Source organism: Paenibacillus foliorum, from assembly GCF_013141765.1.
Lineage (GTDB): Bacteria > Bacillota > Bacilli > Paenibacillales > NBRC-103111 > Paenibacillus_S > Paenibacillus_S foliorum.
On the sequence record NZ_WHOD01000109.1, the window covers coordinates 209271 to 227824 of the forward strand.

Here is an 18554-nt window from a genome sequence, read left to right on the forward strand (position 1 = left end):
TCTACTTAACTTAATAAAATGTGCTTATTAAGCGCTTTTTTCATACAATCCACAATCCTCATCTGCTCTTCTTCCGTCATATTCGATCCAGAAGGCAAGCATAACCCTGATTTAAACAATTGCTCCGACACGATGCCTTCTTCATTATGAGCATAAAATCGAGTACCTTCAAAAAGCGGCTGCATATGAAGCGGCTTCCATACAGGGCGGGCTTCAATATTATCTTCAATCAAGGATTTTAACAGCAGCTCCCTGGATATGCCTGCTTCTTGCTCATCTATGGTTAATGCAGTAAGCCAGCGATTAGACCAAGAGCCTTCTAATTCAGGCATAAATTGAATGCCCGGTATTGCGGAAAGCTCCTCGTAATATCGATCGAATATAGCCCGTCTTGCAACTACTCTTTCAGCAAGAACCTCTAATTGAGCCCGGCCAATACCCGCCAAGACGTTACTTAACCGATAATTATAGCCCATTTGGCTATGCTCATAATGCTCTGCCTGATCCCGTGCTTGCGTTGCTAAAAAACGTGCTTTTTTCAATGACTCTAGATCATTAGAAACGAGCATACCTCCTCCGGAGGTCGTTATTATTTTGTTTCCATTAAAAGAGTACACGCCAAACTTGCCGAATGTTCCGCTCGCCTGACCTTTATAGGTAGAACCTAGTGATTCAGCCGCATCCTCAATAATAGGAACGTTGTAGCTATCGCATAGCGAAACAATTTCATCCATTTGAGCACTTTGCCCATATAAATTAACTACAATAACCGCTTTTGGCAAATGGCCTTCTCGTGCTGCGTCTTCCAAAGCATGCCCTAAAGCTTGCGGCGACATATTCCATGTCTTCGGTTCAGAATCAATGAATATTGGCTCGGCTCCGAGATAGATGATGGGATTGGCGCTTGCCACAAAAGTAAGACTTGAACAAAATACTTTATCTCCCTGATGTACATCTAACAATTTTAACGCCAAATGAATAGCAGCCGTCCCAGAGCTAACTGCTGCAGCGTCACCAATCCCTACATAGTCTGCAAGCTCTTCCTCAAATGCATCCACATTAGGTCCCAAGGGAGCGATCCAATTCGTTTCAAAGGCTTCTTTGATATACTTCTGCTCATTACCGCTCATATGAGGTGCAGAAAGATAAATTCTTTTTTTATCACTAGTCACTTGCATTTCACACAACCTTCCCCTGGTTTATATTAAAGAAAGAAAAGTTTATTCGGCGCTTGTTGTACCGGTGAACTTCTCCATAGTGACATGGTTTTTATGACTTACTCCTTCTGTTTTCAGTACTTTGAAAAAGGTTAAGCCTAATATTTTTAAATCGAGAAAAAAGCTGCAATGTTCTACATACCATACATCGAGCTTAAATTTATCTTCCCATGAAATTGTATTCCTTCCGTTCACCTGCGCCCATCCCGTTATTCCAGGCTTTACATTATGCCGTTTCGTTTGCTCTTCGGTATATAAGGGTAAATAATCCGTTAATAACGGCCTCGGACCTACCAAACTTATATCTCCTTTTAGGACATTTATTAATTGAGGGAGTTCATCCAGGCTGTATTTTCTTAGAAATTTACCAAAGGTAGTTAATCTAATATAATCCGACGATAAATTCCCATCATTGTCTCTTATATCTGTCATGGTACGAAACTTATACAGATAGAACAGCTTGCTGTAAAGTCCAGGTCGTTGCTGTTTAAATATGATTGGAGATCCTAACTTTACTCTCACTAAAATAGCCACAATGATCATAATCGGGAATAGCAGCAGCAACAGCGATATGGAAACACTCAGGTCAAATACTCTCTTCATTGGTTATCTAGCTCCTGTACGAATAATACGATTAAGCATATTTTTTAAGTTTTGATAAAATACGATCAAGCTTCCAAGCCATATAGTTCGATCTCTCCGATTTATGACCATCCACCGCTATAAGCCATTGATTCTCATTAATTTGAAGCTGGTCAATATGGTGCATCCCATCTTTTCTCCAATCGCTTTCTTTGTTAGTGCCGCTTAATATCCTATCTACCAATTCTTCCTCATATTCGGTCTCTGAAAGCTTATTAATTTTAAAAACCCGCATAGCGCTGCCGTAATAAGGATTACCATCTTGAGTATATCTGTAGATGCTTGATTCAGTAACTATGATTCGACCCCCAGGTCTCGTAATGCTAATATTGTTTGAAATAAGGGGGCTCTGAGGATGCTCCGTCCATGTGCCTTCTATATGATCTGAATAAAATAAATGCAGATTCTTTCCTTGATTAGCCCCGGCAAATAACCACCATTTGTTCTCATATCTAAATATAGACGGATCCACATAGCTCCCGCTAAATAATTCACAAGCCAATTCCCATTCAAATGGAAAGCTCTTTGCCTTGTACAGCAGCACCCGATTCGTTTCAATTGTTTCCGGCAGCATAAATATTTCATCATTGACCTTAAACACCTGAGGATACGATAAATGAAACTTTTCCCTGAGCACTATTTTTTCATAATCCCAATCATGACCATCCACACTGCTGGCAACTCCAATTTCTCCACGCCCAGACGCTTTGTTTAATACTTCAAAATACATATAAAAGCGATCTTCATGCTTCATAATAAACGGATCTGCAACAAACTCTGCAGGAACATCGTGGATATCTGATGCTTGCAAGGTTGGAGTGTCCAAGTCATGATCATGCGGAGCTTCAGAAATAACCGAATTTGAGCTAAATACTTTGATGGACCATTTATTGGAGATCACCCCTTCTCGAAGAAGAGGTAATAGATTCAATATCTTTTTTAGAGGTGAACCTTTTCCTAAAGACATGTTTGCCCTCCCAAAATATAACGAAATGAAATTATACACCTGGATCCCTGTTCATTTTATTGAGGATAAGGCAGAAATAATCTGACGTTTAATTTCATTTATAAGATCTACAGCGTTCAAGTCTTCTGACTCCTCGCCCTTCTTCTTAACATCCATCAGTATTTCCTTTAGTTGTGTTTGGGTTAATTGGCCAATATCCATTTATCTATCCCCGCTTCTTGTAATCATTCCGCAGCGCTGACTCCAGCAAGCCTGTTCTCGACCTCAGTGTAACCATTGGGATTATTCGACTGCCACCTCCATGAATCTTCGCACATCTCTTCGATTCCCTTAACGGCAGTCCAGCCTAATTCCATACTGGCTTTAGAAGGATCAGCGTAGCATTCACCTACATCACCAGGCCGTCTTTCTGAAACCGTATATGAAATCTTCCTGCCGGATACCTGTTCAAACGCAGCAATCAATTCAAGAACACTACAGCCTCGCCCTGTACCCAGATTGTAAGCATCCACACCTGTAGTAGCCATTACCTTCTCAAGTGCTCTCAAATGTCCAATCGCCAGATCTACAACATGAATATAATCTCTAACCCCTGTACCATCTACAGTATAGTAGTCATTGCCGTATATATTCAGCTGCTCTAGCTTCCCAATGGCAACCTGTGTTATATAAGGCATAAGGTTATTCGGTATCCCACCCGGGTCCTCTCCTATTAGTCCACTTTTATGTGCTCCAATTGGGTTAAAATACCTTAGAAGCGCAATTCCCCAATTCGTATCGGATTTATAAAGGTCTATTAATATTTCTTCAACCATTAACTTCGTCCGTCCGTATGGATTCGTTGCCGTCAGCTGAAAATTTTCAGAGATAGGCACACTTTCCGGCATTCCATATACAGTAGCTGATGAACTAAACACTAATTTGTCCACATCGTATTTCTTCATTAGCTCACAAAGTACAAGAGTACCGGTAATATTATTATGATAATAGCTTAGTGGCAGATTAACGGATTCACCAACTGCTTTAAGCCCTGCGAAATGGATAACCGCGTCAATAGGATTTTGAGAAAAAACCATATCAAGTCCGTCCCTATCTATTAAATCCAGCTTATAAAATTGAAAATTCTTACCTGTTATTTGCTTCACTCTATTCAGTGACTCCAAGCTGCTGTTAGAAAGGTTATCAACCACAACAATCTCATACCCTGCATTCAATAATTCAACACAAGTATGACTTCCAATATAGCCGGCCCCTCCGGTAACAAGAATCGCCATTGCTTCCGCCTCCCAATTACTTAATAATGCCAAAAAGCCCCCTTAACTGGAGGCCTTCATATAAATCCCGTACTTACAATTTAATGTAGCTGCTCGTATAGATGATTCCCAAGCTAATTGCTTGTTCATAAAAACAATACAGCAAGTAAAAAACCAAGATCGAATAATAAACTAATTTTTGCTCTTTACGCACAAAGGCGTTTACGATCCATGAAATGATAATCAAATTATACAAACTAAAATAGATAGAGAACCTTGCAAAAATCCAATTCTGCGTTGAAATCACCATAAAAACTAAACCAAGCACCGTCATATTCACTATGTAGTCGCTATTAGGAAATAGCTCTCTAAGTTTATCTCTGCCGATGTAAGCCAGTACAATAGGGATAGCATAGATAACGACCCTGATTATGTTGGCTCCACCCTCGGCGAAGTTTTTGTATTCTGAATAATGTGTATCTTCTATTACGGCAAAAAATAACCCAGACAGCTGGCTGTAGCCCATAGCTAGTAACACGGCAAAGAATAAAATAATAAAGGTCGTTAACGTCCAAGCTTTCCTTCTAACGATAAAATACATCGGAATTAAGATTAACGAGCTGCTATGGAATAAGGACGCCAATAAAACAACCATTGTGTATTTCTTCCAATTGCCATCAATGATGTATCGGGTAGCAGCAAAAATAATCGCAGCAGCCAGATATTGTCTAATTCCATTCATAGAAACGAGATACATACCCGATGTTATATAGACATATATACTTAGCTCGAATAGCTTGGAGTATTTATAAAGGACAAGCACTATCAGTAAATTCGTGATCAAGGCACAAATAAATACAAGCAGCTGTGGATCGCTCGAATACATTTTTAACAACATTTGTAAAATCCCGAAGCCCATATCCTTCTCGGATAAAATATACTCCCAATTAAATGTATTCACTTGATAGGCGTGCATATAAAAGAAAGTATCCCCAATGCTATTGCGAAGACCGGAGACTAACACCAGAAATGCAATAACTATAACAACCATTACCTTATTGGGCTTTACCACTTGAGGGCTAATAGCTGCTGGTTTAACCATCAACCGAGAGAATAAAGAAAACATATACACTATTGCGAGATTTGCCCAAAGAATAGCCATAGATGATGTCCCTTCGAAAATAAACGTTTTATACCACTATTAGCTTTTTAAACCTCTCGTTTTCGTTCTTACTAAACAATAAAGCATGAACCCTAACGGAACCGCCAAAAGAGTAATTATTTTACAAGGCGTTTCTGCCAGAAACTTGAGATTTTTTGAAAACAAGCTGCTCGATACATAATGAATGGACTGTCTAAATTTAAAGAGTAGTCCAACAAAAGACAGCTTCATTAGCTCCTTACGATAAAAAGCAAAACCCTGCGGATTTCTTCGATATTGACTCAGCATATTCATCGATGATCCATCGGGTAGATATTCAACACAGCATATGACTTCGTTCATAAGCAGCAGCTCATACTCTTGGTCAAGCTTATAATATTTATAAGCCAAGCCTACGTATTTTTCATTAGTGAAAATAGGATAAGGAAATCGTTTGGTCAACTCTGTACGGTAAATAAGCTTCTTGTCACCCGTAACGCCATATCTGTTATAAAGCCCAAAAAGTGTTGAACGATCCAGCGTCTCTGGCAGCATGGAACCAATCACTTGCCCATCCGTGTACGAATCCAGTGCAATGATACCGCTGACCTCATCACTCCCAAATTGCTCCCAAAATGAGATGATTTTTTCAACTGCGCCTTCCTCCATATAATCATCCGAATCAATACATACATTCAATTCCGTGTCGATAAGTTCATAGGCTGTGTTATGAGCACCATGCATACCTTGATTTTCTTGCCAATGATAACGAATTGTTAAGATATCCTCAGCTATCCAGCCTGTGACTAGATCTTTCGTATTATCCAAAGAGCCATCGTCTATTATTAGCCAAACAAAATCATTGGAGGCTTGTCGTTTCAGACTCTCATAACAATTAGTAAGGCAATAGGCTCTATTAAAGGTTGGGGTAAAAACAGTCAGCCGCTTCAATCTTTTCACCTCGATATGGCTAAATAAAAATCCTTCGTCAACTCTGCTGTGTTTTTAATATCATACCCGTTGCGGGATAATGCTTGAGCTGATATGCTTCGCGGTAATTTTCTATGGGCTATGCTTTTTATTTTCTCAACCCAGATCACGGTATCTATTAAAGGATAGTATTCAACCAAGCCTATCCCCATATCAACTTCCTGAGATATGACATCCGATATTACACAAGGCAAGCCAGCTCCTTGAGCCTCAATAAGTGTAACAGGCAAGCCCTCATGCACAGAGGGAAATACAAACACATCGAATGCTTGCAGCAGCCTGCTTATGTCACTGCGGATTCCAAGAAATTTGACTTTGTCTGATAAATTTAACTCGGCTACTTTTTTCTCCATACTTATACGAAGTGGACCATCCCCAACTAATACAAGAACCGAATCGGGTTTATCTTTATTCAGCTTGGCAAAAACATCAATTAGAAAAGTATGATTTTTTTGAGGTGCAAATCTCCCGACATGTCCTAAAACAAGACTATTGCGGGGAAGATGCAATTCCTTGCGTATCTGTTTTCTTATGTTAGAGGAAAATGTAAATCTATCACATTCAATTCCATTTTTCAGCACTCTCACAGCATCTGCTTTATCGGCAAACAACCATTTGGCAGCGCTATTCGAACAGGCCAATAGATGGGTTGCGCTTGGTAATATTAATTTCCCCGCAAACCACTTATAGGCTTTGGCTGCTGCATTACCCTCGCTGCTAGTATTATGACTATGAGCTATCCGTATGGGTATGCCTGCTTTCTTAGCTGAACGGAGCACCCATCCACTCATTTTATCCATATGGGAGTGCACAACCTTGTACTTGGGATTCATTATAAAGAATTGATCTAGAGCATTTATGTAACCAAAATGACCAATATCCATAATATAGGGAATTCGGTGGACTACCCCACCCATCTCCAATATTTCTGCATCAAAAACGCCTTCCTTACAGGTTAGAAAATCGAATTGAACCTTTGAGCGATCCATATTTCGATATAAATTCATTAAGAGGGTTTCTGCACCGCCACGGTTCATATTCACTACTACATGCAAGATCCTTATTGGACCGCCCACTTCACCACCTCCAATTCGTCCGTAAAGCTGGCATATATGCTAATCTTCTCCATTAAAACTTGGTTAATAGCATATCTGCTTTCAATACTATGGCGTCCCGTGCTTCCAAGCTTAATCCTCAAATCCTCATTACTTGCAAGAGTCTTAATCCTATCCGACATTCCTGCAAAATCATTTGGACTAATAATCCAGCCATTCTCATCGTTATGAATCAGTTCTCTGTGTCCTCTATTGTCAGTGGCAATAACCGGCAACCCACAGGACATGGCTTCCATAATATTAACCGGCAAGCCTTCGCGGAGACTTGATGCAACAGCTATATCACACATCGGTAATATCTCATCAATGTCCGTCCTATATCCTAGGAAATCAACCTTATCTGCAACACCCAGCTTATTGGCAAGCTCATAACATTCATCAAAAAGAGGTCCCTTTCCAGCCAGCAATAGGCGGGCATAAGGAACCTCTTCCTTTATATGGGCAAGAGCCCTTATAAGAAACTGTTGGTTTTTATTTTTATTAAATTCCGCTGCATAGAACATGAGAAAATCTTCAGTTCTATAGTTTTTCTTCTGCTTTAATTCCATTTTGTATTCGGCAGTTACTGGACCAAATCGCTTATTATCAATTCCCACGCCATGGACTTGCTCAACACGCTTAGCTTTAAACCCATGACGTAACGCCAAATTGTAATCTTCTTCATTTATCGTTATCAGACAATCGGTATAATGTGCCAATAATTTCTCGACCGGATAATATAAAGCCCAGTTTATAAAAGGAACTCCTTTGCAAAAATGAAACCCATGAGCTGTATAGATCACCTTGGTACCCTGTTTTCTAGCTTGTCGCGCAGCTAACCGGGCAAGAACTCCACCCATTGGCGTATGACAATGAATGATCTCATACTCGTTCTTATTTATTATTGCTTTTAGCTCACTATAGGCTCTAATATTTTCCATTTTCAAAGGAGACCTTTGGATCGGCAGGTTATACTTCTTATCGGTGTAGGGGAGCTCTAAATCCCCGCTAGACGCAACATGAACCTCCCAGCCCTGCTCTTTAAACCACTTAAGATAGGGCAGATGGAATGCTTTGAAATGAATATCAACAGTTGCACAAAACAGAACTTTTTTTGGCACATCTATCACCCATTCCAATTAATTAACCCGTTAGACATAAGCTCACTTAATTAACTCTTTATCCAAAATCTTAGTTAGATAATCCAGTAAACCGTACCTTATATCTTCACGCTGCAGGGCGAATTCGATGGTAGTCTGTATAAAGCCCATCTTTTCACCCACATCATAGCGGATACCTTCAAACTCATAAGCATAAACCGCCTCATAGAGATTCAGTTCCGCGATAGCATCGGTTAGTTGTATTTCCCCGCCTGCTCCTGGCGCTTGGTTCCCCAGAATGTCGAAAATCCTTGGGCTGAGGATATAACGGCCCATAATCGCAAGATTGGATGGAGCGTCTTCCTTCCTAGGCTTTTCAACCAGGTTGTTGACTCCATAAAAGCGATCCTCTATCTTGCTTCCGTCTACAATTCCGTACCGCGATACCTCATCATCGGGTACATGCTTAACACCAATCACTGATGAATGATATCGCTCATATTGCTCAATCATCTGCTTGAGACAAGGCTTTTCCGCCTTGACAATATCATCGCCTAATAAAACAGCAAAGGGTTCATTGCCAATAAATTTACGTGCGCACCAAATGGCATGCCCCAAGCCTTTGGCTTCCTTCTGGCGAATATAATGAATGTCAACCATGTTAGATGATTTTTGTACCTCATTAAGTAAATCAAACTTACCCTTCTCGAATAAATTCTGCTCTAGCTCAAACGAGTTATCGAAGTGATCCTCAATAGCTCTCTTTCCTTTCCCTGTTACGATAAGGATATCTTCAATCCCTGATGCCACTGCTTCCTCTACAATGTATTGAATCGTGGGCTTATCTACAATCGGCAGCATCTCTTTGGGCATTGCCTTTGTTGCTGGAAGAAATCTGGTGCCAAGTCCTGCTGCTGGTATGATCGCTTTTCTTACCTTCATGGCTAAGTACACTCCTTTGTATATAAAAACTTAACTGATTGACACTAGTTTTGGTGACACACTGCCCTTATTGTTGGCTAAATTCAGTAATTTCTCCCTTAGCTTATGTTTTTCCAAGGTTGAGTAGGTTGAGATTATTTCGGTAATTTCCTCAATATACAGATCCGCGGTTTTGCCTATATAAATCTTGGGATGAACCTGCTGTTCATGAACTTCACCTTTTTGCAGCAATTCTTCAAAGAGCTTTTCCCCTGGCCTCATTCCTGTAAATTCGATCCCGATTTCCTCAATCGAGTTGCCTGAGAGTTTGATCAGGTTCTTCGCAAGATCCACAATTTTTACAGGCTCACCCATGTCTAGCACGAAAATTTCTCCACCTTTTGCCAATGAGCCCGCTTGTATGACAAGCCTCGATGCTTCCGGTATCGTCATAAAGTAGCGAATCATATCAGGATGGGTAACCGTAACCGGTCCTCCCTTTTCAATTTGCCTTTTAAATAACGGAATTACACTCCCACGACTGCCTAAAACATTACCAAATCGAACAGCAACAAACTTCGTAAAACTGGTTTTATCCAGGTGTTGGATAATCATTTCAGCAAGCCTTTTGGTGGATCCCATTACACTAGTCGGATTAACAGCCTTGTCCGTCGAGATCATCACAAATGTTTCTACACCATGCCGATTGGCTGCTTTGGCAAGATTCATCGTTCCAATCATATTATTTTTCACAGCTTCCTCAGGATTGCGCTCCATCAATGGCACATGCTTATGAGCAGCAGCGTGGTATACAACTTGCGGTCGGTAGGTATTCATAATGGACATCATTTTATTAGCATCCTGTATGTCCGCTACTTCTGTAATAAATTTAATTTGAGTTTCTTGGAAAGTATCCTTTAGCTCCATTTCAATGGAATAAATACTATTCTCTCCATGGCCCAGTAAAATCAACTGCTCTGGGTTAAACTTACAAACTTGTCTGCATATTTCCGATCCAATAGATCCTCCGGCACCCGTTACCAAAATAACCTTATTAGAGATATAACCTGAAATACTATCGATATGTAACTCAATGGGTTCTCTACCCAGTAAATCCTCAACCTGAACATCCCGGAATTGATTGACCGAAACTTTACCAGTTACCAGATCCTCAAGCATGGGAAGAATTTGCGCTTTAGCATTTGTTTTTGCACATTCCTGAAAAATTCTATTTAATTCTTTTTTATTAAGTGAAGGAATAGCTATCACAATGTTATCTATGTTCAGCTCTTGTACTGCACTCTCGATTCGATTAATTCCCCCCACTACCGGAATTCCTAATATATCCAAGTTATGTTTTTTAAAGTTATCATCAATAAAAGCAGTAGGTAATAATTCGGTATCATTGTTCGTAATTAATTGCCTTGCCACCATTGTTCCTGCAGCGCCAGCTCCGACTATCAATGTTCGTTTCTTGTTATTTACCTTTTTCATGTAAATATCCCGAAACACTCGCCAACAAAAACGTGAGCCTCCAATGAGTAAAATATGCAGCAGCCACGTTACGACAAGAAGACGTAAGTATATAGCTTGAACCATAAGCTCCTGGACAACAGCTACGGTCAGAATCGAGAAAGTGACCGCTTTAAAAATCATTATTAATTCAGATATACTCGCATACTCCCAAGCCTTTTTATATAACTTATAAATGATAGAAAAAACATGATGACTAAGCAAAAGCGTCAATGAACTAACTACTAAAGGAATCGTAATAACATGAAAAGTAGCATTTACCAGAAATTGACTGAAGTAGATAGCGGTTAATACAATAAACGAATCCATTAAGATTAAAAAAGGTAACCTCTGCCGGTACGCCATACAATCACCCTTTCGATAATATTAGATTTGGAAGATATACATTCAAAATGAACTGGAATAATTAAAGTTCTTAACTAAAAGGTCTTTTCTTGAAAAACCAAATAGTTAAGAACTTTAAAAAAGGGCATCTAACCCCACCTCACACCACACCTTTGACGACTCGCGTCTAAGGTATATTCCAACCCACAGCATGGTCGAGTACCTCCATTGATAACGGCAAGGAGACATCACCGAATCCTGAATAATATAAGCCTAAAATATAATTCGTTATAGAGAACGTTGGGGCAAAAAAAATTTGCCTTCTTTTATTGAATTACACATCATGTCTTAAGATATTAAGCCGAACCTTGCTGTTATTTATTTAAATAAATAGTTAATTAGTGTAATGCTGTTGTATCCTCATTGTAGTTCTTTATAAAGAACGTGTCAATACAAACTTTACTCACTTCTTTAACATCCTGATTCCCAACTTCCGGTGTTTCCTAAGAAGAGCCTATACAATTAAGAATACGGAAACCGCCTTGCTGCAGCCTTTGTGTAAAAATCATCCAGCTAGTTATGTAACCGGCAATAGCCGGTTTTTTAAGTAATAGAGGTCAAATTTAATTCTTAATTTTGAGTCCCCTTTTAACTCGTGATTCCGGTAGCCAAATCCAACGTTGATACGAAGGTTGTCCCTGTACTTACGTCCTTTGTGACCTTGTTGACTATACACTGGGCGAACTTGACCTTCTCCGGTGCGGCAATCCAATGCAAGTTGATTATCACGTTATCCAGAAAGCATTTCAGGAACAAAGAGTAGGCATCCTGCGCGTTGGTCTTCGAAATGTTGCAGTTTGCCATATTGCAATCCAACATGGTAACAGCTCCGATATCCACGTTTATGTTTTGGAAGATGCAGTTGTCCATAATCAACCTTTGGGTTTGACTATGGTAGTTGCCTAGCTCCATTCCCACATTTCCGACACCGGATATAAATTTACCGTTGCTAACACGTACACCGTTGATTTTTCCACCCGTGTCAATCACGGTAAGTCCTTCAATTACCGCAGGACGGCCTTGCCAGTTATCAGGACTAGAAATCTCAAATTGAACTTTGCGGACTGTCATGTTTTTGATAACCATTCCAGCAGCACCTAATATATTCACATTATTCGGAGTCGTGCTGGTATCGAAGTCATCTCGTTCAAAAAGCACATTTTCAATGTAACACTTCCCATAATTCCAACGTGCCACAATAAACCCAGCAGCACCTGAATCAGTAATCGGTAACGCTGTTCCAGCTGACGTGTTGGACACTTGAAACGTATCTGCGGTGATATTCGTCGTGTAGTAAGTTTTACCTGGCGTAATTCCCGTTGGGACTTTCCCCTGCCACTGTTCGAAAATAACTTTGGCGCCCGCTCCCATACCATGCCCGGGGACAGTGAACGTTCCCGTTGACACATCAACCGCTGAAGGAGGGCCAAAATACCCTTCTGTCCCACTTGCTTGCATCGACGAATTAATCGCATACACATCGCTGATTCGGACCCCGTGGGCTGAGCCGATATTCAGGCTTGCATAATTAACTAATATTGCTCCCTCACAAACATTATCGTAATTGACTGCAAATATACAGCCATCAAAAATGTTATTGACGTACTTCGTAAACGGGTTATCCCAACCGAAAATGCCGCCTATATTGTTCCCTTGGAAAATGTTCCCTTCAACGGTTACATAGGTGCCATCTGGATTGACGAGATGGCCGCGTATATTATCGTGGATGTAATTATTTTCAATCCGAATCCGATAGTTTACTTCAAGTCCATCCTTTCCGGAACGCAGGTCTTTATAGGGCACATTGCTCTCACCAACCATAGATTCGATGTCAATTCCATAACCTGGAGCCACAAACCATTTGTAGTCCCCCGTTGGTATCGTTTCGTTTGCTTGGTAGCCAATATGGTGTATTTCGTTGTTATAAATCTCCACGTCATTCGGCCCTGCAAGTGAGATACCCTGTCTGCGGTTATGGTGGATATTATTGTGATGTATTCTTACCCCAGTGCCTATGTTTCCGAGAAGCGTATACTGGGACGGGTCATCAGAATGAATAATCCCAGTGTAAATGGATTCACCTGTGCATTCTGATATATCCATGTAAGCCACTTCTATGTTTTCCCCAGCCTCGATAGACACGCCATATCCCCATTCATGGGTATACCCTGCACCGTCGATTTTTGCTGTGAGTGCAGCAATATCAGCGTCACTCATCGGAGTTGCGGATATATCGATGGTCATAATCATCACGTTGCATTTATCTATAGTATCGAACCAGCCGCGTCCAGTAGGAGCTGTCGGCGCAAAAAGCCCGTTATTTCTGAAGTTGACGAAGGTTCCTCGCGAAACCACATCCTTATATTGATAAAAATTGTATCCGTTTGCCGTAATCCCCACCGAACCTCCAGTTGGTTTCCACAGACGAAAGGACTCGAGACAAGCATTAACGCTTGTTCGACGATCAAGCATAGGAGTGCGAATAAAGTTGCGGTTACCGTTTAGCGAACCATCAGGATTTACACCACCACGAACCCATCCTGTATTGATAGAGAACAGGTGAGTTTGCCTGTCACCGAGGATTTTCCCTCCTGTGATCTTGGAATTTTGCACGGCATTGAATGAAACAACGCTATATCCTGGCGCCGAGTTCGTTTCCATTTCCAAACTTGCATCTGACGCCAATTCCAAGTACATATTGCTTACCATCTGAATACCTGGTTTCAGGTTGATTAAATACCTGCCTCCAGGTAAAAAGACGTGGTTAAATCCACTTGCCTGTGCCCATACTAGCGCATTGTTAATTCCGTCCGTTGTTGCTTGCGATTCCGTCAGATTGTTTTTGATGCCCCAGCGCGAAAGATCGATGATGTAATCCAAGCTGTCATATACGCCACCTCCGGTTTGCTTTTTGATGTATCCCATCTGTTGTACCTCCTTTATCCGAATGTTCCACCGTTTAACGTTGCATGGTTATCGTTACCCGATTGATCCTTTACTGTGCCTGTTGACATATCGTAATGCGCTACTACATTCGCTCCATTGTACAGCTTGATGTCGTAAATTTTGCCTTTCATGAAGGTCCTAGCATCAACTGTACTCCGGCAGAAAATATGCATGTTACCAGGTGACGTTAAACCTGTCCAGAAGTGAACCTTAAGCGTTCTTTCCACACCGTTGTTGACTGCGTGGATAGAATTTGCTTTCATCACCCCATCAACATATACATCCTCGTTCGGGCCGCGCTGGTCTTTCCCACTTGCCGCATCACGAAACATATACGAACTGGTTGCATTTTCTCGTGTGTCGTAATAATAGCCCCCATTGTTCTCAACATTAATTCGCATTTCCAAATCGGTAACTATAATTGGGATCGTTGGGATAAGCAGCCAATCGGTAGCTCCATTCATCGAAAGTGCCGGCAAGTTGAGGGTATAAGTTGACGATTGGACAGCTGATGAATTACCCGCTGTATCCTTTCCGAAGTACATCAACGTCGTAGTAGCAGTAACATGAATCGGTTCAGAGTAAACAGCGCTTGCAGTGGTAGGGTCGCTGCCATCTGTCGTATAAAAGATAGTCGCCGTTTCGTTTGCCATCAGTGTTACCTCTTGCGCTGCGGAAAAAGTTCCAGCACTGGGCTCAGCGTTCACTATTGGCGGCGTAATGTCCGGCTGTGCCTCGGTATCAGTCAAAGTAATGGCTACACCTAGCGCACCTAGTATATAGCACCGATAGTCGCCAGTTGCGGATAGGGTAAACTCTGTGAAATTGTCGAAGAAATTTTCATTAGCGTTTCCTGATGCAACGCTTATTGTTACCCCCCCTACCGTAAGTTTAATTTCCTCGGTGCTATCATTGACAATACCGACTCCCATAGCTGTGGCAGAAGCGGTTTTCGCAGCGTTCTCATTGCTTATAAACGCAGCTTTGATAACAGCTGTCGGCAATGCTTTCGCCACTCCTGCTTTTACGAAAAAGGCGCCTGTGCTAGTGATGCTTACACTGGTAAAGCCATCGAAATTACCGAAAAATTGTTCGCCTTGCATCACTGTGAGGGTAATGTCATTGACGGTGAAAGACAAGTCGGCAGCTCCGTTCGTGTTATCAATCAACAGCGTATCACAGCTCGTAAGAAGGTTATGGGTGCCACTTACTGTCCAAGCGTCTTTTATTGTGAAAAGATTGCCAGATAAGGAGCTACTTCCATTGCTTATTCCTGTGACCAACAATGCGCCTGCTCTTCCAGTAAGCGGTGCATAATCCCCAAGAGTATCGTCCCAATATTGAGGAATAATTTGTCCTTCCACGTCCTGCAGCAACTTCTTTTGGTTGTATGTCGTCATTCAAATCCCTCCTGCTGTCTGCATCACGGAAAATGGGAATAGAGCCATATATATGGATTGGATTGGCGTCCAGGTTAGCTATCAAACCCATTTTTTTACAATATAAGATATGATTATTTTCATGCTATTGTTTGGATAGAAAAGGAAAATAGGCTATAACACTTAATGAGTTCATAGGCAATGACGGAGAAAGCATCAGCAATTCTTATGCTATACTTTTGTTCAAGGTCAAGTACAAGAATTTGGAGAGGCTATGGTAGAAGGAGTCACTTCAATAGGATTCATGGCGGGGTTAAGACTATTCCAAATCTAAGCGAAAAAGATCATAACTGAACCTAAAAAAACCGTCGGCAGGCCGACGGATCAGTAACAAATGCTGACTAGTAACAATACCATCTTTCCCATATATCATACGAGTCTAAGTTTTTATCATTCCAATCTTTAAAATCCCATTTCCAGTGCCAATCATTCTTGTCTTTATTATTTCCCCAATAGTTATATAAATCATCGTTTTTGCCTTTATTTCCAAACAAAGATGAAATAAACTGTTCAAAATTGCTTCTCTTAGAATCTGATGAATTATTTCCGTTCGATGCAAAAGCTGAAGTTGGAAACATTAATGCACTTATAATTAGTGTCAGACATAAAACCCTTTTAAGTCTGAACATTGTCCAAGACCTCCTTCCATACAGAAATAACATAGCGTTCTTTATTAAGAATTATACCTTAGTTTTAGTAGTTTGAGAACGAGGAGTTTCCATTATTTCGTTAAAATGTATGTATAATCATGAGGATCATCTAGACCACAGAAAGCTTGGAAAAAATATCCATAATTATCGTTTTGGTTCTTCTCTTTTTATACATTCCTTTTCCCAGCTTATATAAATATTCGATATCTTTATTTCTTATGGCATTCAAATACTCTTCAGGAAAATATCGAATGGAGCCTTCATTGTTCAAACATTCTTTTACGCTATCATTTGAGGTATATTCGGTTATTGTATCTTTAATCTTAGCTTCACTAAGCTTGCTATTAAAAATATTGCATAAGCATGTCTTGAACGTATTTAGCAGCATAATACTAATTCCATCATTTTGCTTTTGCAGTGTATCCAAGTAATACTCATTTATAACTTCCTTTTGTATTTGATAACCATTGACCATATCATCGAATAAGTAAGACATGTATTTACTCGTAAAACCACCCACTCTATAAAAATACAAGGGTGTATCGATAACTTTGACTCTGTTTGTTTTTACTAATATCTCCAAATTGTAAAAGAGATCTTCCCCTAAAAAGTGTATTCGGTTTAAGTATTTCCCACTATTTAGTAATAACTCCTTTTGGTAAAGCTTCGCGCATAAGGAGGATGGAAATGAATGCCCATAGAAATAAGCAGTTACTAAATCCCGCATAATCTCTTCTTTATTATAAATTTTATTATGATTGAAATAATCTCTATCATTTTCCCGCTTTATTAACTTACCTTTTCCTAAAACCTTATACATATTACATACAGTTATATCTGCATCATTATTAATACAACCGTTATACAATATCTCTACAGCCCTTCTATCGATCCAATCATCCGCATCGACAAACATAACATAATCCGAGCTTGAAGCCTCTACTCCTGTTCTTCTAGCTGCGATACAGCCCTCATTTTTTTTATTGATAATGATAATTCTTTTGTCTCCTTTTTGATGCTTCATGCATATTTCCAAGCTATTATCAGTCGACCCGTCATTTACCAGAACCAATTCAATGTCTGTAAAGGTCTGGCCGAGAATAGATTGTATACATGTATCCAGTCTCTTTCCGTTACCTGCATTATAGATGGGTACTACTACACTTACCCTACTCAATTAGAACCCTCCTCCTTTTATACGCTCTTCAGAATTTAGCTAATAGACAGTCTCGACATAATATTCATTAACATTTTCTTTGGTTTTTTCTTTTTATGCATGCTTTTACCCATCGCGTATAAATACTGAATATCCTTTTCTCTCATAGCATCTAAGTAGTCCTTTTCAAAAAACTTGATAGCTCCTTCGTTGGATACAGCTTCCTTTACACAATCATCTGAAACATAAATCTTTATCAAATTTTTGATATCATCTTCACTAAGTTTACTGGTAAATAAATTGTACAAGGCACCTCTAAATAAATTTAACAGCATTACACTGATCCCATTATATTGATGCTGCTGAATGTCTTGATAATGTTCTGCTATGACTTCCTTTTGTATTTGATAACCGCTGAATACATCATTAAAAAAATGGGGCATATATCTGCTTGTATTTCCGCTAAGTGTGTAAAAATATAAAGATTTATCAATTACTTTCACTTGGTTTGCCTTCAAAAATATTTCCATATTTAAAAATAGGTCATCACCAAAGAAGTATATTTTATCCAAATATTTACCACTATTCATAAAAAGCTCTCTTTTGTACAGCTTCGCAAATAATGATGAAGGAAATGGATCTCCTTGAAAGTAGGCAATAACTAAGTATTTTCTGATTTGTTCCTTATTGTAAATTTTATCCGCACTGAAATATTCACTATTATTTTTTTGCTTAATGAAGCCCAGAACTCTATACGTATTACAAACAACAATATCTATAGACCGTTCAAGCGATTCATTGTTTAAAATTTCAATAGTATGTTTATCAATCCAATCATCCGCATCGACAAACATAATATATTCTGAACTTGCAGCTTCTACTCCTCTTCTTCTCGTTGCAATGCTTCCTTCATTCTTCTTGTCTATAATGATTATTCGTTTATCCTGCTGCTGGAATCTTTGGCATATTGCAAGACTATGATCTGTAGATCCATCATTAACCAATATTAGCTCAAAATCCGAAAATGTTTGGTTTAGAATCGATTTGATGCACTTTTCCAATCTTTTTCCTGCATTATAAATGGGAACGACAATACTTATCCGACTCACTACGCAATCCTC

Annotated in this window: 16 protein-coding genes; all 16 read right to left on the bottom strand. The window is 39.8% G+C overall.

Annotated elements, in window-relative coordinates:
* Nucleotides 1–5: 5 nt before the first annotated feature.
* The 16 genes from GC093_RS29730 to GC093_RS29805 all read right to left on the bottom strand — a co-directional run bounded on the left by GC093_RS29730 (nt 6) and on the right by GC093_RS29805 (nt 18542).
* On the bottom strand, nt 6–1178 hold the full coding sequence (locus tag GC093_RS29730; RefSeq protein ID WP_171655556.1) for an aminotransferase class I/II-fold pyridoxal phosphate-dependent enzyme: 1173 nt from the start codon (nt 1176–1178) through the stop codon (nt 6–8).
* A gap of 42 nt (nt 1179–1220) precedes the next feature.
* Nucleotides 1221–1820, bottom strand: coding sequence for a sugar transferase (locus GC093_RS29735; protein ID WP_171655557.1), 600 nt, complete (start codon nt 1818–1820; stop codon nt 1221–1223).
* A 31-nt stretch (nt 1821–1851) separates the two neighbouring features.
* Nucleotides 1852–2826 (bottom strand): glucosamine inositolphosphorylceramide transferase family protein, encoded by a 975-nt coding sequence (locus GC093_RS29740; protein ID WP_171655558.1) that lies wholly within the window; start codon nt 2824–2826, stop codon nt 1852–1854.
* Between the two features lie 51 nt (nt 2827–2877).
* Nucleotides 2878–3027, bottom strand: coding sequence for a YwzD family small protein (locus tag GC093_RS29745; RefSeq protein ID WP_171655559.1), 150 nt, complete (start codon nt 3025–3027; stop codon nt 2878–2880).
* A 23-nt stretch (nt 3028–3050) separates the two neighbouring features.
* Nucleotides 3051–4100 (bottom strand): UDP-glucose 4-epimerase GalE, encoded by a 1050-nt coding sequence (galE, locus tag GC093_RS29750; RefSeq protein WP_171655560.1) that lies wholly within the window; start codon nt 4098–4100, stop codon nt 3051–3053.
* 73 nt (nt 4101–4173) lie between these two features.
* Nucleotides 4174–5241, bottom strand: a complete 1068-nt coding sequence (locus tag GC093_RS29755; RefSeq protein ID WP_171655561.1) for an EpsG family protein — start codon at nt 5239–5241, stop codon at nt 4174–4176.
* A 39-nt stretch (nt 5242–5280) separates the two neighbouring features.
* Nucleotides 5281–6171, bottom strand: a complete 891-nt coding sequence (locus tag GC093_RS29760; RefSeq protein ID WP_171655642.1) for a glycosyltransferase family 2 protein — start codon at nt 6169–6171, stop codon at nt 5281–5283.
* Between the two features lie 5 nt (nt 6172–6176).
* Nucleotides 6177–7286 carry a glycosyltransferase family 1 protein gene (locus GC093_RS29765; RefSeq protein ID WP_171655562.1) on the bottom strand — a complete coding sequence of 370 codons (1110 nt, stop codon included), beginning with the start codon at nt 7284–7286 and terminating at the stop codon, nt 6177–6179.
* Nucleotides 7271–8425, bottom strand: coding sequence for a glycosyltransferase family 4 protein (locus tag GC093_RS29770; RefSeq protein ID WP_171655563.1), 1155 nt, complete (start codon nt 8423–8425; stop codon nt 7271–7273). Before GC093_RS29770 ends, GC093_RS29765 begins: the two co-directional genes overlap by 16 nt.
* A 42-nt stretch (nt 8426–8467) precedes the next feature.
* Nucleotides 8468–9346 carry a UTP--glucose-1-phosphate uridylyltransferase GalU gene (gene galU, locus GC093_RS29775; RefSeq protein WP_171655564.1) on the bottom strand — a complete coding sequence of 293 codons (879 nt, stop codon included), beginning with the start codon at nt 9344–9346 and terminating at the stop codon, nt 8468–8470.
* A gap of 30 nt (nt 9347–9376) precedes the next feature.
* Entirely contained in the window at nt 9377–11203 is a 1827-nt protein-coding gene (locus GC093_RS29780; protein WP_171655565.1) for a polysaccharide biosynthesis protein, read from the bottom strand.
* 627 nt (nt 11204–11830) lie between these two features.
* Nucleotides 11831–14167: a right-handed parallel beta-helix repeat-containing protein gene (locus GC093_RS29785; RefSeq protein WP_171655566.1), complete on the bottom strand. Its 2337-nt coding sequence runs from the start codon at nt 14165–14167 to the stop codon at nt 11831–11833.
* Nucleotides 14168–14181: 14 nt separating this feature from the next.
* On the bottom strand, nt 14182–15588 hold the full coding sequence (locus GC093_RS29790) for a chitobiase/beta-hexosaminidase C-terminal domain-containing protein (protein ID WP_216624912.1): 1407 nt from the start codon (nt 15586–15588) through the stop codon (nt 14182–14184).
* Nucleotides 15589–15968: 380 nt separating this feature from the next.
* Nucleotides 15969–16256, bottom strand: coding sequence for a hypothetical protein (locus GC093_RS29795; RefSeq protein ID WP_171655567.1), 288 nt, complete (start codon nt 16254–16256; stop codon nt 15969–15971).
* A 130-nt stretch (nt 16257–16386) separates the two neighbouring features.
* Entirely contained in the window at nt 16387–17454 is a 1068-nt protein-coding gene (locus GC093_RS29800) for a glycosyltransferase family 2 protein (RefSeq protein WP_171655568.1), read from the bottom strand.
* A gap of 35 nt (nt 17455–17489) precedes the next feature.
* Nucleotides 17490–18542: a glycosyltransferase family 2 protein gene (locus tag GC093_RS29805; RefSeq protein ID WP_171655569.1), complete on the bottom strand. Its 1053-nt coding sequence runs from the start codon at nt 18540–18542 to the stop codon at nt 17490–17492.
* Nucleotides 18543–18554 lie beyond the last annotated feature (12 nt).